Annotated in this window: 19 protein-coding genes; 12 read left to right on the top strand and 7 right to left on the bottom strand. The window is 40.4% G+C overall.

Features of this window, described 5'->3' with window-relative positions:
- Positions 1 to 240: 240 nt before the first annotated feature.
- The gene (gene matP, locus ACEYJ7_RS07275; protein WP_373778414.1) at positions 241 to 690 is read right to left on the bottom strand and encodes a macrodomain Ter protein MatP; all 450 of its coding nucleotides are present in this window, start codon (positions 688 to 690) and stop codon (positions 241 to 243) included.
- 141 nt (positions 691 to 831) lie between these two features.
- Here matP and ACEYJ7_RS07280 point away from each other — a divergent pair, with 141 nt between their 5' ends.
- The 11 genes from ACEYJ7_RS07280 to ACEYJ7_RS07330 all read left to right on the top strand — a co-directional run bounded on the left by ACEYJ7_RS07280 (position 832) and on the right by ACEYJ7_RS07330 (position 14,682).
- The gene (locus ACEYJ7_RS07280) at positions 832 to 2,466 is read left to right on the top strand and encodes an AAA family ATPase (RefSeq protein WP_373778415.1); all 1,635 of its coding nucleotides are present in this window, start codon (positions 832 to 834) and stop codon (positions 2,464 to 2,466) included.
- A gap of 121 nt (positions 2,467 to 2,587) precedes the next feature.
- Complete coding sequence (gene fabA, locus ACEYJ7_RS07285; protein ID WP_373778416.1) at positions 2,588 to 3,118, top strand: bifunctional 3-hydroxydecanoyl-ACP dehydratase/trans-2-decenoyl-ACP isomerase; 531 nt, start codon at positions 2,588 to 2,590, stop codon at positions 3,116 to 3,118.
- An 85-nt stretch (positions 3,119 to 3,203) separates the two neighbouring features.
- Positions 3,204 to 3,722 carry a Tfp pilus assembly protein FimT/FimU gene (locus ACEYJ7_RS07290; protein ID WP_373778417.1) on the top strand — a complete coding sequence of 173 codons (519 nt, stop codon included), beginning with the start codon at positions 3,204 to 3,206 and terminating at the stop codon, positions 3,720 to 3,722.
- Positions 3,697 to 4,389 carry a hypothetical protein gene (locus ACEYJ7_RS07295; protein WP_373778418.1) on the top strand — a complete coding sequence of 231 codons (693 nt, stop codon included), beginning with the start codon at positions 3,697 to 3,699 and terminating at the stop codon, positions 4,387 to 4,389. Before ACEYJ7_RS07290 ends, ACEYJ7_RS07295 begins: the two co-directional genes overlap by 26 nt.
- 32 nt (positions 4,390 to 4,421) lie before the next feature.
- Positions 4,422 to 5,045, top strand: a complete 624-nt coding sequence (locus tag ACEYJ7_RS07300; protein ID WP_373778419.1) for a DUF2572 domain-containing protein — start codon at positions 4,422 to 4,424, stop codon at positions 5,043 to 5,045.
- A complete protein-coding gene (locus ACEYJ7_RS07305) occupies positions 5,038 to 5,340 on the top strand; it encodes a DUF5374 domain-containing protein (RefSeq protein WP_373778420.1) in 303 nt (100 codons plus the stop codon). The genes ACEYJ7_RS07300 and ACEYJ7_RS07305 overlap by 8 nt, the downstream gene beginning before the upstream one ends.
- Positions 5,341 to 5,382: 42 nt before the next feature.
- Positions 5,383 to 8,655 carry an exodeoxyribonuclease V subunit gamma gene (gene recC / locus ACEYJ7_RS07310; protein WP_373778421.1) on the top strand — a complete coding sequence of 1,091 codons (3,273 nt, stop codon included), beginning with the start codon at positions 5,383 to 5,385 and terminating at the stop codon, positions 8,653 to 8,655.
- Positions 8,652 to 11,594, top strand: coding sequence for a pitrilysin (gene ptrA, locus ACEYJ7_RS07315; protein ID WP_373778422.1), 2,943 nt, complete (start codon positions 8,652 to 8,654; stop codon positions 11,592 to 11,594). Before recC ends, ptrA begins: the two co-directional genes overlap by 4 nt.
- A gap of 73 nt (positions 11,595 to 11,667) precedes the next feature.
- Entirely contained in the window at positions 11,668 to 12,402 is a 735-nt protein-coding gene (locus ACEYJ7_RS07320; RefSeq protein ID WP_373778423.1) for a hypothetical protein, read from the top strand.
- 178 nt (positions 12,403 to 12,580) lie between these two features.
- On the top strand, positions 12,581 to 14,029 hold the full coding sequence (locus ACEYJ7_RS07325) for an NAD-dependent succinate-semialdehyde dehydrogenase (protein ID WP_373778424.1): 1,449 nt from the start codon (positions 12,581 to 12,583) through the stop codon (positions 14,027 to 14,029).
- Between the two features lie 143 nt (positions 14,030 to 14,172).
- Positions 14,173 to 14,682: a hypothetical protein gene (locus ACEYJ7_RS07330; protein ID WP_373778425.1), complete on the top strand. Its 510-nt coding sequence runs from the start codon at positions 14,173 to 14,175 to the stop codon at positions 14,680 to 14,682.
- 54 nt (positions 14,683 to 14,736) lie between these two features.
- On the opposite strand, the gene ACEYJ7_RS07335 is transcribed toward ACEYJ7_RS07330, so the two are convergent.
- The 4 genes from ACEYJ7_RS07335 to ACEYJ7_RS07350 all read right to left on the bottom strand — a co-directional run bounded on the left by ACEYJ7_RS07335 (position 14,737) and on the right by ACEYJ7_RS07350 (position 18,676).
- Positions 14,737 to 15,378 (bottom strand): tetratricopeptide repeat protein, encoded by a 642-nt coding sequence (locus ACEYJ7_RS07335; RefSeq protein ID WP_373778426.1) that lies wholly within the window; start codon positions 15,376 to 15,378, stop codon positions 14,737 to 14,739.
- Positions 15,379 to 15,399: 21 nt separating this feature from the next.
- The gene (locus tag ACEYJ7_RS07340; RefSeq protein ID WP_373778427.1) at positions 15,400 to 15,783 is read right to left on the bottom strand and encodes a hypothetical protein; all 384 of its coding nucleotides are present in this window, start codon (positions 15,781 to 15,783) and stop codon (positions 15,400 to 15,402) included.
- Positions 15,784 to 16,062: 279 nt separating this feature from the next.
- Positions 16,063 to 17,721, bottom strand: a complete 1,659-nt coding sequence (locus tag ACEYJ7_RS07345) for a phospho-sugar mutase (protein WP_373778428.1) — start codon at positions 17,719 to 17,721, stop codon at positions 16,063 to 16,065.
- A 178-nt stretch (positions 17,722 to 17,899) separates the two neighbouring features.
- Positions 17,900 to 18,676 (bottom strand): phosphodiester glycosidase family protein, encoded by a 777-nt coding sequence (locus tag ACEYJ7_RS07350; RefSeq protein ID WP_373778429.1) that lies wholly within the window; start codon positions 18,674 to 18,676, stop codon positions 17,900 to 17,902.
- A gap of 226 nt (positions 18,677 to 18,902) precedes the next feature.
- Between ACEYJ7_RS07350 and ACEYJ7_RS07355 the strand changes: the two genes are divergently transcribed.
- Positions 18,903 to 19,376 carry an SgcJ/EcaC family oxidoreductase gene (locus ACEYJ7_RS07355; protein WP_373778430.1) on the top strand — a complete coding sequence of 158 codons (474 nt, stop codon included), beginning with the start codon at positions 18,903 to 18,905 and terminating at the stop codon, positions 19,374 to 19,376.
- Between the two features lie 53 nt (positions 19,377 to 19,429).
- Here ACEYJ7_RS07355 and ACEYJ7_RS07360 read toward each other — a convergent pair whose 3' ends face one another.
- Together ACEYJ7_RS07360 and acs are read right to left on the bottom strand one after the other, a co-directional pair.
- Positions 19,430 to 19,990 carry a DUF5358 domain-containing protein gene (locus tag ACEYJ7_RS07360; RefSeq protein ID WP_373778431.1) on the bottom strand — a complete coding sequence of 187 codons (561 nt, stop codon included), beginning with the start codon at positions 19,988 to 19,990 and terminating at the stop codon, positions 19,430 to 19,432.
- A gap of 174 nt (positions 19,991 to 20,164) precedes the next feature.
- Entirely contained in the window at positions 20,165 to 22,117 is a 1,953-nt protein-coding gene (gene acs / locus ACEYJ7_RS07365) for an acetate--CoA ligase (RefSeq protein ID WP_373778432.1), read from the bottom strand.
- Positions 22,118 to 22,366 lie beyond the last annotated feature (249 nt).

Genomic DNA, 22,366 nt, shown 5'->3' on the forward strand with positions numbered 1-22,366 from the left:
AGGTTACGGTGAAGCAAACCCGGTAACAGGCAACACTTGTGATGCGGTGAAAGGTCGTAAAGCGTTAATCGCGTGTTTAGCACCGGATCGTCGTGTAGAAATCCAAGTTCAAGGTTCAAAAGAAGTCGCAATGTAATTGACATCTGTTGGAATAACAGCTTAAGAAAATGCCCGCTATTGCGGGTATTTTTGTTTTGGAAGAAAAAATTGCAAAATATCGGCTGAAAATGACCGCTTGTATTATTGTTTTAACAGTGCTTTAAGATTTGCTTTCATCTTGTTGATTTGTTCTGCATAGATCTGTTTATTTTCTAGCTCATCGATTAAATAGTTAATTGTTTCCGATAGCGTCATTTCCATTTCGTTAGATTGTTTAGAGAGTCTGAGCCAGCTGGAATAATCCAGATCGATTGATTTTTTTCGGGTAGATTGTTTTTCGGCATTGAAGAAACGCTTACGTCTTGCGCGGATAGATTGGCGCATTCTACGACGTTGATCGGAAGTCATTTCTGACTTAATCCACTGTTCGATCTCCTTCGGCGAATCTTGTAAAGTGGTGAGTAGCTGTATTTTGAGCTCGATAAGGCTTCGCTCGGTATGCTTAGTTACATTTTCACCTTCGCGATATTTTTTTAGCAGATATTTCCATTTCCAATTTGCTTCTTGGATTTCTAGTTTCTGATATCTCATAGCTCCTCCTACAATTCTTCAAGTATAGCGGAATTAGCTGAACGATTAAATATTTGTACTTAAGATCGTACAGAATCTATTAATGAATATTCGGTTAAGCCTATGTATAATGAAGCTAAATTTTTATAACGAGGCGATTCTGTGCATATTTCACCATTAACGTGGCAATCTTTAACATCTCAATATACATTTAAAGAGCGAGATCAAACGGTCAAATTCTTTGATTTTCAACCACAAGCAGAGCAAGCGATAACACAATTTATCTTAAGTGATTTTGGATCTGCACTTATCTTGAAAACGGAAACTTTCCCGGAATTTCTAACAGAAATTACAGATCTTTTTAACTTGCATAAGATTAAAACGGTAGTTAGAACCGAATTCAATCGTAATAGTTTGTTTGGCTACAGTTTGTATTTGGATAAAGAAGGAAAAACAGAATCGATTCAAGGTGCGGTTCAGCAAGCGGATAACGGGGTGTTGATTTTAAATCTAAGCGCTTTGTTATTGGATATCACTCAATGGGATAAACTTAAGCAGGCGTTACTGTTCGGGCAGTATCAGCAGCATACGGTTAATGCCGTACCGGTAGCGTTGCCGAGTGTCAAAACAACATTCAAACTGCTGCTGGTTGGGGGACGTGATGAGATTGCGACGTTATATGCCTATGACAACAGTTTGTATCAATTTAGCCAATATGCAGAATTAGAATCTTATTTAACCGTTGATGAAGAAAATATTGAACAGTGGGGAAGTTATATTCAATCGGCAGCGAAGCAATATGGGAATAAACAATTTTCTGCATTGGCATTAAATCAACTATTACGCAATTATATTCGTGATAGCGAAAATCGACACTTGATCTCAATTTCTCCGACGTTGTTAAAGAAAAATATTTTGGGTATTAGCAGTTTTTATCCGAATGTTGATGAATTTGATGATATTCAAGGCTATTTTGATTATTTAGAACAACAGTCTTCGGTCTTAAACCAATATGTTGTACACGATATTCTGCAAAACCAGCTGTATATTGAAACAGAAGATGAAACCGTAGGGCAGATTAACGGATTATCGGTAGTGGAATTTGACGGAGTGCCTTATTCCTTTGGTGAGCCGTTGCGTATTAGTTGTAACGTTCAGTATGGAGACGGTGAAATTCACGATATTGAACGTAAAGTCGAATTGGGTGGTAATATTCATTCTAAAGGCATTATCATTGCACAATCCTGCTTGGCAAATTTACTTGAATTGCCAACTCAGTTACCGTTTTCTGCCTCTCTTGCTTTTGAGCAGTCTTACGGAGAAATTGATGGCGATAGCTCCTCACTTGGTATTTTCTGTGTGTTGATCAGTGCGTTAACCAAATTGCCGTTACCACAATCTATTGCGGTTACCGGTTCTATTGACCAGTTCGGTAATGTATTGAGTGTGGGAGGAGTGAATCAGAAAATTGAAGGCTTCTTCGCTATCTGTGATGCTCGTGAGCTAACAGGAAAGCAAGGTGTGATTATTCCCGCGGTCTGCTTATCACATTTGAGTTTAAAGCAAGAGGTAGTTGAGGCCGTAAAAGCAGAAAAATTTCATATTTGGGCGGTATCGGATGTGTTTGAAACCATTCAAATTTTATTGCAACACGATTTCTATGATGATGAATTGCCGAAAGACAGTGATAAACAATCGATATTTTCCCTTGTTCATCAATATATTGAACAGCACCAGAACGAATATACAAGCGGTACGATTTTGCAAAAATTTTGCAAATTATTCAAAAACGGCTAATTTTCTAAACTGATTCGACCAGACAGCTTACAACTGTTCGCTATTTTAAAAGTCTGTTACCATTCGTGTTCAATTATGCACTGAAAAAACAGGCTTTTTTCGATTTTAATAGGAAAAAATAATGAACACTTGTACACCTAATATTAAACCTAGCTATGATTACGAAGACTTATTAGCCTCAGGGCGCGGTGAGCTTTTTGGTAGCGAAGGTCCGCAATTGCCTGCTCCAACGATGTTAATGATGGATCGCATCACAAAAATTACGGATACAGAAGGTCTGTTTGAGAAAGGCTATATTGAGGCGGAACTCGATATTCATCCTAATTTACCGTTCTTTGCATGCCATTTTATCGGTGATCCGGTAATGCCGGGGTGTTTAGGTTTAGATGCGATGTGGCAATTAGTCGGTTTCTACTTAGGCTGGATCGGCGGTAAAGGTAAAGGTCGTGCATTAGGTGTGGGGGAAGTGAAATTTACCGGCCAAATTCTTCCGTCCGCGAAAAAAGTGATTTACCGTATTAATATGAAGCGCGTTATCAACCGTAAATTAGTGATGGGAATGGCGGATGGTGAAGTCGAAGTGGATGGCAGAGTCATCTATACCGCAACTGACTTAAAAGTAGGATTGTTCCAAGACACCTCTTCTTTCTAATTTTTCGATCTGCGTCGAAAAAATCATATTTGTTGATTTACAAATCTTTATCTCATACTAATATCCTCCTCACCGGGAGGATATTATGTTTCGTGCAGTCACCTTAATCGAATTATTGGTCACTCTGGCGCTCGTTGTTATTTCTTTTTATTTCATTTCTCCCGTTCTTTTTCGTATACAGGAACATATTTTGATCACTCATGAAATTGATCAAATTAAAACTTTTGTTTATCAAGTTCAATCTCGTGCCAGATATAGTAAGAAAAATTATTCTTTTACGATTTCTCAACAAGAGCAAGAAAAAAATTGGTGCATTATTGCTATTGAGAAAATAGATAATCGGCAAATTATTTGTGATTGTTTAAATATCTCGGGTTGTCATATTCAAACAGGCTATTATTTATATCAAGCAAGTAATAATCAGCTTTTATTAAAAAATAATAGTTTATATCCGAAAGCTTTTATTGATATTGACGGTAAATCCGCACGGTTAAGCCCTAAATGTTTAGAAATAAGTAGTAATAGTGTACGTGAAATCTTGCAATTCGATCAAAATGGGGTGGTGAATGTGGTACAAGATGGTAAACGCAGTAGCTGTAAATAGTCGTTATCGAGCTTTTAGTTTAATTGAAACCCTGATTTCATTATCTTTGGCTATCGTTTTACTGTTTTCGGTAGCATCTTTTTATTCCGATTCTTACTATAACCAGTATAAACAGCGCGAATTATTAAACTTACAACGTAATGCTCATCAACTATTAGATTATTTTCAACAACATATTCAACATATTGGTTTCCAAGGGAAATTTAGGCAAGAAAGCAACTACTCACTCTTCCGTGTAGAAGGAAAATTTTATGCGTTAAATTTTCCTCAGTGTCTGATGTTTTTTTATGATCTGAATGGTGACGGCTGTATCGGTAATCGGACGAGAACCCAACCATGCCACAATGCACAATTGAATCGGACGAGTCATGTTAGTAAAGAACTATGGGGAATTAAGTTAGAAAATAAAGCAATTGCTATTTATGAGGATAGTGCCGAGCAAAATTGTTATAAAACGGAATGTGAAAAAGTACTTACAAGTTGTCATTCCGGCGTTTGGCGGCGATTTTCCGAAATGGCGGATTATACTGTGGAGGATTTACATTTCGAATGGATAGCGTTTGAACGTATTTTAAAGATTTCATTAACACTCGCTTCGGAAACCCGACCTGATATTCAATACAGTGCTTCGGCATATAGCTATCTTTTTAATGGGCGGGATTGGTAATGAGAATACGGTTTTCTGCTAGCGTATTATTAGTGTCATTACTCATCTTGAGTGGACTATTGGCGTTGTTATTTTTAGCTAAGGATAATATTTTAAATCAAGATAAATTGAGTCAATATTATTATTTTGATTATTTAAAAGATAAACTTAAATTGATTAATGAGATATCTGTTGATGAACATAGAACATGTCAGGAAGAAAAAAAGGAAATAATCCGAGTAGAATTTAATACAATAAATTACACTTTTTATTGTGAACTAAAATCTATTTTCATTAAACCGAAACCAACAAGAGAAAAATATATTGCAGTCGATAATATTCGGGATTGGCTTGATATTGATAAATATGCTTCAGAGATCTTTACTATTCATGACTTAACTGAATTACCGCCAAGTTCTGAACAACAACCAATAATCGTTATCGCACTTGCCCCGATTGATCAGCGTTTAGAACAGGATTTTTACGGTATTATCATTACGGATTTCCATTTTGATATTACGGGTAAACGATTTTACGGCGTACTTTATTCCTCTTATGATAATGCACGGGAAGAACGAAATTTAAGTTATCGACGAACAGTTATCGACAACATTGAAAAACATTTTGCTCAGTGGCGCTATTTACCGAATTCAAGGAATATCATTACGAATGATTAGACTATTCAAAGCAGAAAATACGATTAGTGTTGTTATTGCTATTATGTTATTTTCAATGTTGTATCTTACATACAGTCATTGGCAGACACAGCAAAACGATCAAACGAATTTTGTGTTTCAGCAACGACAAGCATTACAAATTGCGGAAAATCAAATTGCTTTGAAGATGAATGATAAGCAAGCCTGCGAATCGTCTATTGAGCAAAATGGTATCTATTTTGAGATTCAGTGCAGTTTGCAACAAATTCGGGTAAGTTTTCCGAAAGGGGAGGTAATTATCAAGCGGGATGACTAAAAAAAGCGGTATAATAGAGCAGCTTTAAAAAGGAAGATTGCGATGTTTACCGTTTATTATTCTAATCAGCTTGAAAATCAGAAAGATCTGCTTGTCGGGATTTTAACTAAAGATCCGAATCCAAATCCCTTTGAGCAGGAAATTGTGTTGGTACAAAGCCTTGGTATGGCACAATGGTTGCAAATGCAGATTGCAGAAGATCTCGGTGTTGCAGGTAATTTCCAATTTCCTTATCCGACAAGTTTCTTGTGGCAACAATATCGTCTATTGTTTCCCGACTTACCAAAAGAAAACATTTTTGAACGTAGCGGTATAGTATGGCGTTTAATGCGTTTAATTCCTCAATTACTTGAGATAAAAGAATTTGCTCCGTTAAATGCCTATTTAGTTCAACAAGATTCACTTAAACGGTTTCAGCTAGCGGCTAAGATTGCCGACTTGTTCGACCAATATTTGGTTTATCGTCCTCATTGGCTTGTGCATTGGGAAAAAAATGAACAACAGCAAGTGCTTGACGAAATTACTCGTTTCGTTTCCTTTAAACGTAAAAACCAAGATGATATCGCTGCAAATATCGAATGGCAGAGCCTGTTGTGGAATACGTTGGTTGCTGATATTAAACAAGACAGTGATGAGATCATTTTTAATACTTCTCACCGAGCTTATTTGCAACAACGTTATTTTGAGAAGTTGGACAATTTAACCGTATCTGATCGAGCAAAACTACCGAAGCGAATTTTTATATTTGGTATTTCATCGCTGCCTGCAACTCAGTTAGCGGTATTCAAAAAATTAAGTGAACATTGCAATATTCATCTATTTTTCACTAACCCGAGCGAGATGTTTTGGGGGGATAATCGTGAAGATAACGCGTTGGAGAAACTCGCGTTATCCCGGCGACTGTCAACTGAAGAGCTGGCCGGATTACTTGAGCAACAAGGTAATCCGCTATTAATGACTTGGGGTAAACAAGGCAAGGAATTTTTAAATTTATTGACAGAGTTGGATCCCAAAGAGATCTCTTTATACGATCATTTTTCTAACGATGATAGTTCTTTGCTCACTCAACTCAAAGGTACTATTTTGCGTTTTGAAGCCCATCCAATGCTTGAATTGAATGAAGGGGATACGTCATTACAAATCCATTCTTGCCACAGCAAAATGCGTGAGGTAGAAGTCTTACATAATCATTTATTACAACTATTTGAACAGAATACCCATCTTTCACCGAAAGACATTATCGTCATGTCTGCAGATATAGATAGTTACGCCCCTTACATTCAAGCCGTATTTGCCCGCTATGAGCGGCAAGATCCTCGTTTTATCCCTTTTACCCTTTCCGATCAAAAAATCAGTTATGTAAATCCGATAGTAGCGAGTTTTTTACGACTACTTTCTATAAAGGAACGAAAAATCAGTGTTGATGAGGTGTTGGATTTGTTTGATATTCGTGCGATTCGCGAGCAATATCAATTAAGTGAAGAGAGTATATTTACGTTAAGAGAATGGGTGAATACGGCGGGTATTCGTGCCGGATTACATACTGAAAATTCATTATGGAAGAACTATAACTCTTGGGAAAACGGCATAAACCGTCTATTACTCGGCACAAGTCTGACAGAGAAAAATAACAGTTGGCAGGATATTTTGGCATTTGATGAAAGTTATGGGTTAGCTTCAGTGCAGTCTGGTTATCTTGCAAAATTCTTGCAAGATCTGACCGCTTGGAGTGACTTTTTGTCGGCTCCACAGTCTCTTGGTGACTGGCAACAAAAGCTGACGGAATTCATTAAACAGCTCTACGTTGAAGATGAGGAGAGTGCAGATACTTTGTTCAATCTTCATCAGGCAGTCGATACGATTTTCAGTCAAATAAAGCAAGCAAAATTTGATCAACCGTTAGAAGCAGAAATTGTTGCACAATTGTTTGAACAGCAACTTAGCGAACAACGCAGCAACCTTAATTTCTTAATCGGTAAAGTGAATTTCTGTACGTTACTGCCAATGCGGGCAATTCCATTTAAGGTGATATGCTTATTGGGTATGAACGAAGGTGAGTTTCCCCGCCAACAGACTCTCAACAGCTTCGATTTAATGCAATATGCACCACAAAAAGGAGACCGAGCACGCCGTGATGATGATCGTTATTTGTTTCTAGAGGCGCTATTATCGGCACAGCAACAGTTTTATATCAGTTATCTCGGGCAGTCTTTGATTGATAGTCAAGAGAAACTGCCGTCAGTTTTGGTTTCACAGCTCTACGATTATATTCAACAGCATTTGGACGATCCGGAAAATGCAAAACAGCTTCTGACTTTACATCCGATGACGGTGTTCAGCCCGGAAAACTTTATACACGGCAAAGTTGCTTATGACAAAGAGTGGCTGGCGGTTATGGAAGAGCGTTCAGAACAATCGGGAAACTTCTTAACACCACTTAAACGCGAAGATTCGGAGCTGCCGACAGAGATCGATTTGGCGGATTTAATCGCTTATATTCAGAATCCGTTACGTTTCTTTTTTCAACGTCAATTAGGGATACGTTTTGAACAGGATGACAGTGTCATTGCCGAGTCAGAAGTTTTTTCATTGTCCTCCCTTGAGCGTTATCAGCTGTTGGATCAACTCATTGATGTGAAAAAGGATGAAAGTGAAAACTTCTTTAAAAATGCAAAATTAAAGGGAAAACTACCCGCTTGTTATTTTGGAGAATTGGCACAAAATGAGTTATCTGAAACGATTCAACCGCTGCGTTCAGTGTTAAAGGTTTATCAGGATAAACCGAGTGAGCTGATAGAAATCGATCAACAGTATCAGCTTGAAAACGGTCAAATCCGCTTGGTCGGGCATATTCGAAACCGCTTTGGAAATGAAGTTGTACTATGGCGTGTGGGCGATTTGCGTGATAAAGACAGAATTCAAATGTGGCTTTACTATTTGGCGTTAAAAGCGACTGAGAACTCGGTTCAACAACTGCATTTCCATTATCGTAAAGGAGATAGCGCAAAATTGTTTGGTTTTAACGACATTAGCCGTGATGAAGCGCAACAACAGCTATCAATTTATCTCCAAGATTATTTAACCGGTTATCGGGTGGCAACTTGGGCGATAACCGATGATTTAGAAAGTTATTTTCAAAAATTGGATGAAGAAACTTCTTGGCAAGAATTATGTCGAACGGCTATTGAGTCGAGCAAAGATATTTATCTACAACGCGTACTTACCCAAACCCGTGAATTAAGCGTCGACGATATTCATCAACGTACGTTGAGATGGTTTGAGAAAATGGTGAAAACAATAAAGGATAACCAATGAAAAAATCACTTTTAAGCTATATCTTACAGGTCACACTTGCTTTTGGTGTAATTTATTCCGGTGCGGTGTCGGCAAATACCCAAGTAGAAACAAACCTAAACCAAACAATAGCTCAGCAACAAGGTTTTGAGCTGATTAATACGGTAATCAATAAAAGTCCGGCGGATAAAGCGCTTTATCAAGCTATTCAATTAACTAATGGCATGCAGGTATTATTAATTTCGGATGATAAGGCGAATAAGTCACTGATGGCGGTGGGTTTACCTATCGGCTCAATGGAAGATCCTATTTCACAGCAAGGGTTGGCGCATTATTTAGAACATATGATCCTGATGGGATCGAAAGCTTTCCCTGAAACCAATAGCTTGGACGGTTTCTTAACGAAAAACGGTGGCTATAACAACGCTTACACCGCTCCGGATCGTACAATTTATTTCTTAGAAGTGAATAACAATGCTTTTGATGAAGCGGTTGCACGCCTTGCCGATGCTTTCGCTCAGCCGCTGTTGTCAGAAACCAACGCCAAAAAAGAGGTTAATGCGGTCAATGCTGAAATGGTACGCGCCAAATCGAGTGACAGTTTCCTTATGCACGATGTCAATTTAGCTACCGCGAATCCTCATCATCCGATAACCAAATTTGCCGTCGGAAATAACGTAACCCTTTCTGATAAAGCGGGTAGTAAATTGCAGGATGAATTGGTGAAATTTTATCAACGCTACTATTCGGCAAATGTGATGAAAGCGGTGCTTTATTCCAATCAACCGATTGAGAAGTTGGCAAAACTGGCGGAACAGACTTTAGGAAAAGTAGAAAACAAACAAATTGAACGCCCGACAGTGGATATGCCGTTTTTCCGCGAGCAGGATAAAAGTGTCATCGTTACTTACAAACCGGTTAAACCAAGCAAGATGTTAGCGATTTCCTTTGATATGCCGGAAGATAAGGCTCAATTCAAGTTTAAAAGCGGCGAATATCTTTCTTATGTATTCGGTAATAACACGGATGGCACCCTGTCCGATTACCTGATTAAACAAGGCTTGTCTGATAGTGGTATTCAAGCGGAATATTCCGATGATGTCAGCCGTAACCGCGGAAGTTTTACGATTTATATTGAGTTAACCGATAAAGGGTTAGCGGAAAAAGATCGCATTATTTCCCTTGTGTTTCAGCAGATCGACGAAATTAAAAAAGCCGGAGTCCAAGCCAGTTATTTCAATGAGTTGAAAGAGAGTTTAAGCCAAAGTTTCCAACATTTACAGGTAGAAAAAAGCGGAGATTATGTAGCGGAATTGGTCAGCCAAATGTTGAGTTATCCGCTGGAACATATCATTGATCAAAGCTATATTGCAGAAAAAATGGATGAAAACGACATTCAAAAAAAATTAGCTTTGATGAACATCGATAATGTCCGCATTTTGTTGGTTGATAACAAAGCGCAAACAGATAAGAAAACCCGATATTTTGAAGCGCCTTATTCTGTTGCCGGCATCACGCCGCAGCAGAAAGCGCAATGGTTGGATTTCAGCAATAACCCGCAGATTAAACTACCGGAAATGAATCCTTATTTTGCGACCGATTTCTCACTCAATTCGGTGGATAAATCGCGTCAAGTCCCGCAGTTGATTGAGAAGCAAAAAGGTACCGAAATTTTCGCGATGCCGAGTCACTATTTTGGCGATGAGCCAAAGGCGAAAGTCAGCCTTGGATTTTCGATTTCTCCACCGATTGATAATGTTAAAGCAGATGTGAGTGCGGTATTACTTGGTTATATGAATGATCTTGCTCAAACCAAGCTCTCTTTCCAAGCGACCGTTGCAGGAATGGATATCAAATGGGTGACGGGCGATAACGGTATCGGTGTCGGAGTTGAAGGCTATACACAAAATCTTGCCAAACTTTTGCAAGATATGGTGGTGCAATTCAGTCGATTTGAACTGAGTGAAGAAGCGCTGACTCAGGCAAAACAACGTTATGTGGAAATGCTTGACCAGCAAGAAAAAGAAAATGCATTACGCCAAGCGAATTCGGTGATAACCGATTTTGCCACTTATCCTTATTTTTCTGTTGCCGCCAAACGTCAAGCGATTGAACAAGTGAATTTAGACGATATTCGCCAAATGCGTAATCGGTTGTTAACCGAAGCAACAGGAATGAGCTTATTATCGGTCGGTAATTTGTCAGATCCACAGATAAAGCAAATAGTGAGCACATTGCAATCGGTGGTGAAAAATAATGATTCCGCATTGGATTATGGCAGATATCTTGATATCAACCAAAGTAAGCGCAAGGTAAATCACATTAAACGGATTCCGCATTTAGATAATGCCTTGAGTATTGCCTATTTTCCGAATGGCTATCAAGAGTTGGACGGCATCAGCCGAGCCATGTTGTTAAAAGACATCATTTCACGCTGGTATTTCGATGATCTGCGAACCGATAAACAACTCGGTTATGTCGTTTATGCCACAAGCTCGCGAATCGGTAAAACATCCGGACTGCAATTTTTAGTGCAAAGTCCGACGGCGTCCACTCAGGAAATTATGCAACATAACAACCGATTCTTCAGCGAAACGTTGGATAAGCTTAATACAATGTCCCGTGAAGAGTTTGAGAAATACCGCAGCAGTTTATTGGAAGTATTACAGCATAAACCGGAATCGCTCTCCCAAGAGTTTGGTGAATTTGCTGCGGATTTTGTGCGTGGAAACAGCAAGTTTGATCGCAAAGCACAGATTATTGAATTAGTGAAAAAATTACAGCAACAGGATATTGTCGATTTCTATCGACAGGCGGTGATCGATCAAAGCGGTTTTGTGTTTGCCAGCCAAGCGATCGGTACTAATGAAAAATTAAGCCAACCGATAGAATTTAACGGCTTTGAACGAATCGAAGATATCGAACAGCTACAAAAAGCGTTTGATGTAAAACATTATTAAGCAGTCTAACAAGCGGTCGGAATAAGCAGATAATTTGCAAATTCCTTTTATTTAACTCATTAGGAGAAGCACGATGTGGAGTATCAAAAAGTTATTCGTATTCTGTCTACTTGCCGTCAGCTTACCAGCGTTGAGCAAATCACAAGAGCCGGTTAAACCGATGTCGGGGGATACGGAGGTTATTTTTATTCTTGATCGCAGCGGTTCGATGAGCGGTTTGGAATCGGACACTATCGGCGGTTTCAACGGCATGTTGGAAAAGCAGAAAAAAGAGCATCAAAACGAAGCGTATATTACGACCGTTTTGTTTGATGATCGTTATGAACTGCTACACAACCGGATACCGGTTTCCGAAATAAAAGCCATGACTGACAAAGAGTATTTTGTACGTGGCAGCACCGCATTACTGGATGCCGTGGGGAAAACGATTACTCAGGTGAAAAATAACCAAGCCAAACTCGGTAAAGAAAAAGCGGACAAAGTCGTGTTTATCATCATTACCGACGGCATGGAAAATGCCAGCCGAGAATTTTCGCTGGCCGAGGTAAAACGTTTGATTGAAACGCAAAAAGAGAAAGAGAATTGGGAGTTCTTATTCTTAGGCGCAAATATTGATGCGGTCAGCGTCGCCGGTTCTTTCGGGATTGATTCGTCAAAAGCGGTAAAATATAAATCAGACAGTCGAGGCACCCAGAAAAACTATGAAGTGTTAAACCAAGCCATTCAAGACGTTCGGGCAGGCAAAGCTTTAGACAGTCACTGGAAAAAAGAGATCGAACAAGATCTGGAACAGCGGGAAAATAAATAAAGTATCAAAGCACGCAAACTTTTGCGTGCTTTTTTTTATGTTTCTACCTTAGCGATAAGTCTTTTCAGTTCATACAGCTATGCGACAAGCGGTCGGATTCAGCGGATTTTTTGCAAAAAAGAACTTTGCTAAAATAGTGGCTAACCATATACCTACGATTCGTTATTCGGGAGTTTCTATGTCACATCAACGCCTACTCAAAAATCCTGATTTATTTAAATCGCAATGTTATATCAATGGAGAATGGCTCTCGACGAAAGAGCAGATCGCCGTCATCAATCCCGCCACTCAAGAGGTCTTAGGAAGTGTGCCGAATCTGTCGACGGAAAAAACGTTATCGGCGGTGGAGGCTGCACACCAAGCATTTAAATCGTGGAAAAAATGCAGTGCGAAAGTGCGTCACCGGATTTTGCGTCGTTGGTTTGAACTGATTATGCAAAATCAAGAAGATTTGGCTCTGTTACTGACTTTGGAACAAGGTAAACCATTAGCGGAAGCGTGCAGTGAAATAGCTTATGGCGCGGCTTATATCGAGTGGTTTGCTGAAGAAGCGAAGCGTATTTACGGCGACACCATTCCTGCATTAAATGCGAACAGTCAAATTATTGTGCAAAAGCAGCCGATAGGCGTTTGCGCGGCCATTACCCCTTGGAATTTTCCTCATGCGATGATTACCCGAAAAGCAGCACCGGCGCTAGCTGCAGGTTGTAGTTTTATTATTCGTCCTGCCTCACAAACGCCGTTTTCAGCACTCGCTTTGGCGGCGTTGGCGGAACAAGCAGGCATTCCGAAAGGCGTATTTAATGTGATTACCGGTCATCCGCAGCCAATAGGTAAAGTATTGACTGAAGATGATCGGGTAAAAAAATTGAGTTTTACCGGTTCGACTCAGATCGGGCGCGAATTGATGAAGCAGTCGGCTTCTACCATTAAAAAACTCTCTTTAGAGCTGGGTGGCAATGCTCCGTTTATTGTGTTTAATGATGCGGATTTAGAGCAAGCGGTGCAAGGTGTATTGATTTCTAAGTTCCGGAATGCGGGGCAAACTTGCGTGTGTGCGAACCGAATCTATGTACAAGCGGGCATTTATGAGCAATTTATTGCAAAATTTAAAGTGCAAGTGGAGAAACTTTCAATCGGTGACGGTACGGATCCGCAGAATCAAGTCGGTCCGTTAATTGATCAAAACGCATTGGAAAAAGTGCAGGAATACCTTACCGATGCATTAGCCAACGGCGGAGAGATTCTCTGTGGCGGTAATCATTTAGGCGGATTATTCTTTGAGCCGACGATCATTATCAATGCGACCGATCAAATGCGTTTTGCCAAAGAAGAGATTTTCGGACCGATTGCTCCGATTTTTAAATTTGATACGGTAGACGAAGTGATTCAACGGGCAAATGACACGGAATTTGGCTTGGCGTCTTATTTTTATTCACAAAATCTCAACACCGTAATGACGGTTGCCGATGAATTGGAATATGGCATCGTCGGCATTAATACGGGTATTATTTCCAATGAAGCCGCGCCTTTTGGCGGTGTGAAACAGTCCGGATTAGGACGGGAAGGATCGAAATACGGAATCGAAGATTATTTGGAAATCAAATACTTATCATTAAACTATTAAACAGGGCGGCAAATAGCCGCCTTATGAGATTTAAAATTTGCAAAAAACCAATGAAAAGTGACCGCTTGTAAAGCGGTGCTTGTATCGCTGGATGAGGAACGTTATTATCTGTTCCGCCTTTCTATTCCTTATAAGGAGATCTTATGAATATCCGTAAAAGCTTCTACGCAAGTGGGGTTGCTCTTGCTCTTTTTGGCTTATTTTGCAGCCCGAATACGTCGGCAAACACAACGGTTTCTACTGAATCTCAGGGGAACGCCAAAACGACGCTGAGTGCGGAAGAGTTAGCTGCCGCAGAGCAGGCGTTAATCGGTGAGCATCTGTTTTCTTTACAGTGGATCAGCTGGGAACATTTCGGCGTAGCGAATATCAGAAAAGGGGAGCAAGGTTTGGAAATTGAAGCCGAGCAAGCCTTGGACGGTAATTTTGTGGTATTAACCGGTCATATTGAAATTATTGACAGCAAATCTTTTAACTTTACCGGTGATATAGTTACCCGAGTTTCTTACCTGAATAACGGACAGACTTGTCAACGTAGTGGCACTTTTGAATTCAAAGTGGTCGGTTCGCGTAAATATTGGCGAATGCAGCAGATGGACAGCCCTTGTGATAAGGTTGTGGATTATATTGATATCTTCTTTTTAGACGTATAACAAAAAAAACAGTGACGGCACCTTGTGGTGCCATCTCTGTTTTCGTTAAGTCGGTTACCAACCTAATTCGCTTAATTTATTCAGGGCGTCACGGTTGCCCGCTTTTGCTGATTTTTGCAGAAGTTCTTTGGCTTTTTGATAATTTTGCGCGACACCATGACTTTCTAAATAGCAAATCGCTAAAAAATAATCAGCGCGATTGTCACCCTTATCGGATGCTTGTTGGAAATAATTTGCCGCTTTTACATAGTTACGACTTACGTAGTGACCCTTATAGTGCATGACACCCAGTTGAGTAATTGCGGAAGCGTATCCTTGTTTTGCACTTTCTTCATAGTAGTCGTAAGCTTTACTGTCATCGTGCATCCGATAGTAAATATTGCCTAGATTATGTTGGGCAACCGCGTTGCCTTTTTGAGCACTCTTTTTATACCACTCAATAGCGGTTGGTATATCGTTAAGGCTGCTGTCGTAGATATACCCAATGGTGAGCTCGGTATTACCGTTAATACTATTGGAATGAGGCATCAACATATCTAATGCAGCATTCGGTTGACCTCTTTCCGCTAAGGTTTCGGCTTCGATCAACGTATCTGTAGGTAGATTTTTTGCCTGCGAACTGCTTTGGGAGGTCGGCGCACAAGCGCTGACCAAAATTGTTGAGGTGATAAGCGACATCAAAAATTTTTTATTCATAATTGTTTCTCCACAATTAAATTATTTTTCAATTACGATAATATCTTTAAATAAAGGTTGATAGTCTCTTTGAGGAACGTAGCCTTTTTCGGTGTAATTTGTGATGATGCCGTCTTTATCGGTTGTAAAAAACATTGAACCACAGTTATAAATCGGTTGTCTGTCAATAACGACACCCCAGTAATTCGTTGTCACATTATCATAACCGGAATAAACGCAATCTCTATAGAGATAATAATCGTTACTGAACAGACCAATATCCGTATGGACGAAATTATCAATACGTTCTTGTACCACGGAGATATGTTTACCTTCTAATTGAGCCAAACCCGGGTTATTTCCGTAGGAGGCGCAACCGGTTAAAATAATCGAAATACAAAGTGGCAGAATATGTTTTTTGTTCATAGAATTTCCTTAAGAAAATCGAATATAACTATTTCAAATATAATTCTTCCTATTATTTTGTGCAATCAGGAAATGAAAAAGACTAGATAACTATAAAAAATTTACTAACATTGAATATTTAATAACAAGCGGTTGTTTTTTGAGGAAAATTTGCAAAATAGTTTAGCGTTTTAATGGCTTTGTCATCGAATTACTCAAATAAAATGCGGCATATCGCCGCATTTTAAATTTATTGTTAAACGGGCGGAATATTGCCCGCCCTTTTGTGTTTCTTTCTATTTAGCAATCTTGCTTGCCGTATTTTTCCTGTCTTAAAATCTGACGAACACTTTCATCAAATTGTGCCAGCACTTGATCGGCATCTTTCGGATCTGTGCCTTTAGCATCCAGGTAGAATTTAATTTTCGGTTCGGTACCCGAAGGGCGGGCAATCAAACGACTGCCGTTTTCAAGGACGAAAACCAAAATATCGCTTTGACGATCAGTCTTCGTGTGGTCGATAAATTGCGCAACGCTAAAACCGCCGATTTCCGTAGGAGGATTCGTACGTAATGCCGTCATCAATTTACCGATTTCAGATAAATCGCTCACGCGGATAGAAATCTGTCCGCTGACATAAGCGCCGAATTCTTTGGTAAATTCATCCGCGTAATCGGCAAGCGTTTTACCTTGTTTTTTCAGTGCGCGAACCAAATCCAAGAAAACAACTGCTGCAGAAATACCATCTTTATCACGTACTTTGTCAGGGTCAACCAAATAGCCTAATGCTTCTTCAAAACCGAACAGCAGGTTTTGAACTTTGCCGATATACTTAAAGCCGGTGAGTGTTTCTTCCGATTGGAAACCGTATTTTTTGGCAATTTCCGCCAACGCCGGGGAAGAGACTAACGAACACGCCAATACGCCTTGTTTGCCTTGTGCGTGGTACTGTTTCGCCAAATACCAACCTAAGAAACAGCCGGTTACGTTGCCGTGTAAAGCTTTCCAGTTACCTTGTGCGTCCGGTAGCGCAACCGCTAAACGGTCTGCATCCGGGTCGTTCGCAATAATAAATTCGGCGTTTTTCTCTTTAGCCAGTTTAATCGCTAAATCTAACGCGCCTTTCTCTTCCGGATTCGGGAAATTTACCGTTGGGAAATTGCCGTCCGGTTGAATCTGCTCAGTCACGAGATGCGGTTGTGGTAAGCCCGCTTTGGTTAAGGTTTTACTTAATACTTTATAACCTACACCGTGCATTGCGGTATAAACATAGTTGATATCCACTTGCGGTTCTTTGGCAAGGCTTGCCGTTTTGGCAATATAGGCATCAACAATTTCATCGTCTAACACGGTGAAGTGTTGGCTGCGCGGTAGATCGTTAATATTGCCTGCGGCAACTTTATCAATGAGTGCCGCAATATCTTTATCTGCCGGAGAAACGATTTGACCGCCGCCGTTTGCTTTCCCTAAATACACTTTATAACCGTTATCTTCCGGCGGGTTGTGGCTTGCAGTAACCATTACACCTGCGGTAGTATCAAAATATTGAATAGCGTAAGCTAAAACCGGGGTCGGTAATTTGCGTGGCAATAAATAGGCTTTAATACCCGCACCGGCCATAATTTCTGCAGTATCGCGTGCGAAAACGTCGGAGTTTTTGCGTCCGTCGTAACCAATGACGATAGATGGCTCTTTATCATATTCTTTTAAATATTCCGCCAAGCCGCCTGCCGCTTGTGCCACTAAGACACGGTTCATTCCCATTGATCCGGCTTGTAACGGTCCGCGTAAGCCTGCTGTACCAAATTGTAAGCGATCTGAGAATCGGCTTGCTAAATCCGCATGAGCTTTTTCGTCACCGGCTTTTGCTTTGTTAAGCAGTTGCTCAAGTTCCGTACGGGTTTCTGCATCAGGGTCTTGGTCTAACCAATTTTGCGCAAGAGTAAAAAGCGTAGTCATAGTGATTCCTTAAAAGTAATGAGAAAAGTGAGAGTAGACTATAGCAAAAGCGTGAAAATTGGAACGGCTAATTTAGGCAAATTTGATATGAATGAAAAGAAACCGATTGCGAAAGATCCTCGCGATGATTTTTGCAAAAAATTCACAGAAAGTGACCGCTTGTTCCCCTAGTGCGATGCTATTTTTTATCATTCAGTTTTACTCCGAAATGGTTAGCGACTTTCCGTTCGCTGCCTTGCAATACAGGGAGTTCGGAAATCCGTTTTCCGTTTACTACCATCGTAGAGCTACCGCCTCCGTCTAGGTTGATTGCTTTGGTGAGTCCAAGTTTTTTGGCAAGGTCGGCAAGTTCGTTTAAGGTCATTCCACGATAGATAATTTGTCTGCCTTCAACCACCACCAAATAGAGCGTATTGTTTTTTTCATCCAAGCCTAACAGCGTTCTAGGGTGTTTACCGCTAAAAATATCTTGTGAACAACCGATTTTGTCACTGTCTGCACATTCAAATTGACCGGATTTTTGTTCGAAATATTGCCAGCCGGAAATTGCGATAACCCATTTCGGATTCGTTTTGCTCAGCTTGTTTTTGCCTTCAATGACACATTTATTTCGAGCATCGCAAGCAAAGAAGGTTCTGGCGCGAGTATCTTTCCCTTTCTGCCATACTTTGCCGTTGGTGATGGTTAGACCAATAGGCGAGAAATCTTTGCGGTAGAAATTGGCATTAATCGCCACGTCCGTTTGATATTTCTGCGCAAAATCCGACACGCTCATTCCTTGATCTCGCGGATCGGTTGCGACAACCTGCAGGTTTTTGCAATTGAGATCAATTTTGGCAACGTGGATATAAGAATCTGGCATATAAGTTTGAATGCAGTCTTGTTGAATGTTGGCGAAAGCGGTTTTGCACAATAAACCGAATAATATAACAAGCAAAGATAACGATTTTTTCATTGGGGTCGTCAACATAAATCAGTAAGGTATCAAATATTAACAGATACATAAATTTAGGCTAGTACAAGATTAAGCCCTGTTTTTATGCAAGGTAAGACCTTTGAATTTATAGGCTGATTTTTGATTTGGGATAACATCGAATTTATTTCTCTTTGTAGGATCGAGCTTCCATTCAATCGTCGAATGGAAATACACGATGTTTTATTACTATTAAAAGGAATGCAGTATGAAAAAATTTCTTTGTATGTTTACGGCAACAACGCTGTTAGCCGCTTGTACTTCTTCATCATCTTCGGATACCGCGACGGCAACAGCCTGTAAAGCGGTGACGAAGCAAGAAATAGCTCGGCTATTTGATAGGTGGAATGCTTCGCTTCAAAGCGGTGATCCCAAAAAAGTCGTAGCGAATTATGCGCCTGATTCTATTTTGTTGCCGACAGTATCAAACAAAGTGAGGTTTACCGCTGAAGAAAAAGAGGACTATTTTCATCACTTTTTAGAATATAAGCCTAAGGGAAGCATTGATTTGAGTTATATCCAAATCGGTTGTAATTCGGCATTTGATGCAGGGTTGTATACATTTACTTATGCAAAAACAGGTGAAAAGGCGAGCGGGCGTTATAGTTTTAACTATAAATGGGATGGAAAAGAGTGGTTAATTACTGAACATCATTCGTCGTTGATGCCAGAAACGAAATAAATTATCCGCAATGATGCTGTGAGCCGTATCGATATACGGCTCTTTTATGGAGCTTACAGCAATAATGCGGCACCCCATTTAATGATATCAAAGAAAAATTTATTATCGCTGGTTGCGACATTTTCTCCGCTTTTGGTCGTACCGTCTGTGGATTTGACTTCTTCTACCATTCCGCTTTTATATTGACCTTTCAGTACGGCGAGATCATTTTTGGCATTTTCTCTTAACGTTGCACATTCCGCGTTATTGAGTGGTTTAACCTGAATATGCTTAAATTTCTTAAATTGGTATTGTGCGTAACCCATTGATTTTTCATCTTCTTGGATCATTTTTACGTAGTCTTCCCCGATGATTTTCTCAAGCGGGTAGAACAACACGTATTGCGCGTGAATGTAAGCATCTTCTTGAGCAAAATGTTGCTGCTGAATTCGGGTAAGATTCGGATAAATACAGTTTTCTGCTTGACGGCTGGCAATTGCCCAACGTTCTGCGTCTTTTTCAGACAGAATATAATCGGCGCCGATAAATTCACCGGGAAACGGTTTTTCTTCTTGTGTTGAAACACAACCGATAAGTGATAATACAGCTGTCGAAAGCAAGATTCTTTTTAACATTTTTTGATTTGGAATGTGGATAAAAATGGAGCGAAATTCTAGCAATAACAAAAAATTTTAGAAAGCGTTTTACTCGGAGGAAAGGTGATCTTTACATAGGATAAAAAATCCCTCGCCGATAAACGGCGAGGAGGCGTGAACAAGCGGTCATTTTTAGCGATTTTTTTGCAAAAATCACATGACTTGTTGTTGCAACTGACCAATAATTTGTGGGTTTTCAAGAGTGGAAATGTCTTGAGTGATCATCTCGTTTTTCGCGATGGCACGCAGTAAACGACGCATGATTTTGCCGGAACGGGTTTTTGGCAAGTTTTCGGCAAAACGGATATCCTCAGGACGAGCGATTTTTCCGATTTGGTTCGATACCCAACCTTTGAGTTCTTCCGCGAGCTGTTTGGCTTCTTCGCCTTCCGGGCGGAAGCCTTTAAGCACCACAAATGCAACCACAGATTCGCCTTTGATTTCATCCGGTTTACCGACTACGGCGGCCTCAACAACACGTTCATGAGCAACTAAGGCGGACTCGATTTCTGCAGTGCCGAGACGATGACCGGATACATTCAATACATCATCAAGGCGACCAAGGATCCAGAAATAACCGTCCTTGTCGCGCAAGGCGGAGTCGCCTGCTACATAGTATTTGCCGCCGTATTCTTCAGGGAAGTAGGTCGCTTTATAGCGTTCAGGATCGCCCCAGATGGTGCGTAACATTGACGGATACGGGCGTTTGATCACTAATGCGCCGCCTTCTTCAGGCTCACATTTTTTACCTTGTTCGTTGATGACTTCTGCCATAATACCCGGCAGAGGTAAGGTACATGATCCGGGTTTGGTTGCAATGACACCCGGTACAGGCGCTAACATAATCGACCCGGTTTCCGTTTGCCACCAAGTATCGACAATCGGGCATTTTCCTTTACCGACCACTTCGTGATACCACATCCATGCGGACGGATTGATTGGCTCGCCAACGGTTCCAAGCAAGCGTAAACTGGATAAATCATATTTATTCGGTACTTGTTCACCGACTCGGGTTAACGAGCGGATTAAGGTCGGTGAAGTATAGAATACGCTGACTTTATGGCGCTGAATCATACGCCAGATACGACCGACGTCCGGATAGCTCGGCACACCTTCATAAATCAGTTGGGTCGCTCCGTTGGCAAGCGGTCCGTAGCAGACATAGGAGTGCCCAGTAATCCAGCCTACATCAGCTGTACACCAATAGACATCGTTCGCTTTATGGTCGAATACGACACGGAAAGAATTCATCGCTCCCAGTAAATAGCCGCCGGTACTATGCACCACGCCTTTCGGTTTACCGGTAGATCCGGATGTGTAGAGAATAAATAGCGGATCTTCCGCATTCATCCATTCCGGTTCACAGAATGCAGGTTGATTTTTGGAAAGCTCATTCCACCATAAATCTCTGCCTTTTTTCCATGGCGTATCAATGTTAACACGATGGTAAACAATCACGTTTTCAACGGATTTACAGCCCATATCTAAGGCTTCATCCACCGTCTCTTTTAACGGAATAATTTTACCGCCACGTAATCCGGCATTGGCGGTGATGATTAATTTGGCTTCGGCATCTTCAATACGATCGCGCAATGCTCCTGCAGAGAAACCGCCGAATACGACTGAATGTACGGCTCCGATACGCGCACAGGCTTGCATTGCAATAATCGCCTCAGCAATCATCGGTAAATAGATAATGACACGGTCACCTTTTTTGATGCCAAGTTCGCGTAACGCATTACCAAAGCGGCAAACACGATTATGTAATTGAGCATAAGTAAATTGAGAGATTTGACCGAAATCAGATTCAAAAATCAGTGCAAGTTTATCGCCTTTATCAGGCAAATGGCGGTCTAAGCAGTTATAGGAAACATTCAATGTACCGTCTGCAAACCATTTGTAAAACGGCGGATTGCTGTCATCAAAAATCTGCATAAACGGCTTTTTCCATGTGATTAGCTCTCGTGCTAAGTCGCTCCAATATTGCAGATAATCTTCATCGGCGAATTCCCATAGCGCTTGGTAATCTTCTAATCCGGATACATTGGCTTGGCGGCGGAATTCATCATTTGGTTTGAAAATCATTGGAGAAGGGGTGTTTTGCATAGAAGTGCTCCTCTAATTTCGAATTATAAGGAAAAACAGACTGATGATTATCTAATCAAAAAGTACTCTAAAATAAGTTAAAAAAGAGATCAATTTTGTTAATTAAATGTTGTGATCTTGTTCTCAAAATTTGTTGTGCGTACAAGCGGTGGGTTTTCTACCGTCTTTTGCAAAATTTTTGCCGAAACAGACCGCTTGCAGATCAATTTATCCGACAGATTTAGTCGGATTATTTTCTTTTAAAATCAT

Origin of the sequence: Glaesserella sp. (genome assembly GCF_041814905.1) — a bacterium.
In the GTDB taxonomy this organism is placed as follows: Bacteria; Pseudomonadota; Gammaproteobacteria; order Enterobacterales; family Pasteurellaceae; genus Glaesserella.

Coding starts and splice junctions, on each gene's coding strand:
- matP (WP_373778414.1), bottom strand. CDS start 690: ATGAGATATCAGAAACTAGAAATCCAAGAAGCAAATTGGAAATGGAAA.
- fabA (WP_373778416.1), top strand. CDS start 2,588: ATGAACACTTGTACACCTAATATTAAACCTAGCTATGATTACGAAGAC.
- ACEYJ7_RS07290 (WP_373778417.1), top strand. CDS start 3,204: ATGTTTCGTGCAGTCACCTTAATCGAATTATTGGTCACTCTGGCGCTC.
- ACEYJ7_RS07295 (WP_373778418.1), top strand. CDS start 3,697: ATGGTAAACGCAGTAGCTGTAAATAGTCGTTATCGAGCTTTTAGTTTA.
- ACEYJ7_RS07305 (WP_373778420.1), top strand. CDS start 5,038: ATGATTAGACTATTCAAAGCAGAAAATACGATTAGTGTTGTTATTGCT.
- recC (WP_373778421.1), top strand. CDS start 5,383: ATGTTTACCGTTTATTATTCTAATCAGCTTGAAAATCAGAAAGATCTG.
- ptrA (WP_373778422.1), top strand. CDS start 8,652: ATGAAAAAATCACTTTTAAGCTATATCTTACAGGTCACACTTGCTTTT.
- ACEYJ7_RS07320 (WP_373778423.1), top strand. CDS start 11,668: ATGTGGAGTATCAAAAAGTTATTCGTATTCTGTCTACTTGCCGTCAGC.
- ACEYJ7_RS07325 (WP_373778424.1), top strand. CDS start 12,581: ATGTCACATCAACGCCTACTCAAAAATCCTGATTTATTTAAATCGCAA.
- ACEYJ7_RS07330 (WP_373778425.1), top strand. CDS start 14,173: ATGAATATCCGTAAAAGCTTCTACGCAAGTGGGGTTGCTCTTGCTCTT.
- ACEYJ7_RS07335 (WP_373778426.1), bottom strand. CDS start 15,378: ATGAATAAAAAATTTTTGATGTCGCTTATCACCTCAACAATTTTGGTC.
- ACEYJ7_RS07340 (WP_373778427.1), bottom strand. CDS start 15,783: ATGAACAAAAAACATATTCTGCCACTTTGTATTTCGATTATTTTAACC.
- ACEYJ7_RS07345 (WP_373778428.1), bottom strand. CDS start 17,721: ATGACTACGCTTTTTACTCTTGCGCAAAATTGGTTAGACCAAGACCCT.
- ACEYJ7_RS07350 (WP_373778429.1), bottom strand. CDS start 18,676: ATGAAAAAATCGTTATCTTTGCTTGTTATATTATTCGGTTTATTGTGC.
- ACEYJ7_RS07355 (WP_373778430.1), top strand. CDS start 18,903: ATGAAAAAATTTCTTTGTATGTTTACGGCAACAACGCTGTTAGCCGCT.
- ACEYJ7_RS07360 (WP_373778431.1), bottom strand. CDS start 19,990: ATGTTAAAAAGAATCTTGCTTTCGACAGCTGTATTATCACTTATCGGT.
- acs (WP_373778432.1), bottom strand. CDS start 22,117: ATGCAAAACACCCCTTCTCCAATGATTTTCAAACCAAATGATGAATTC.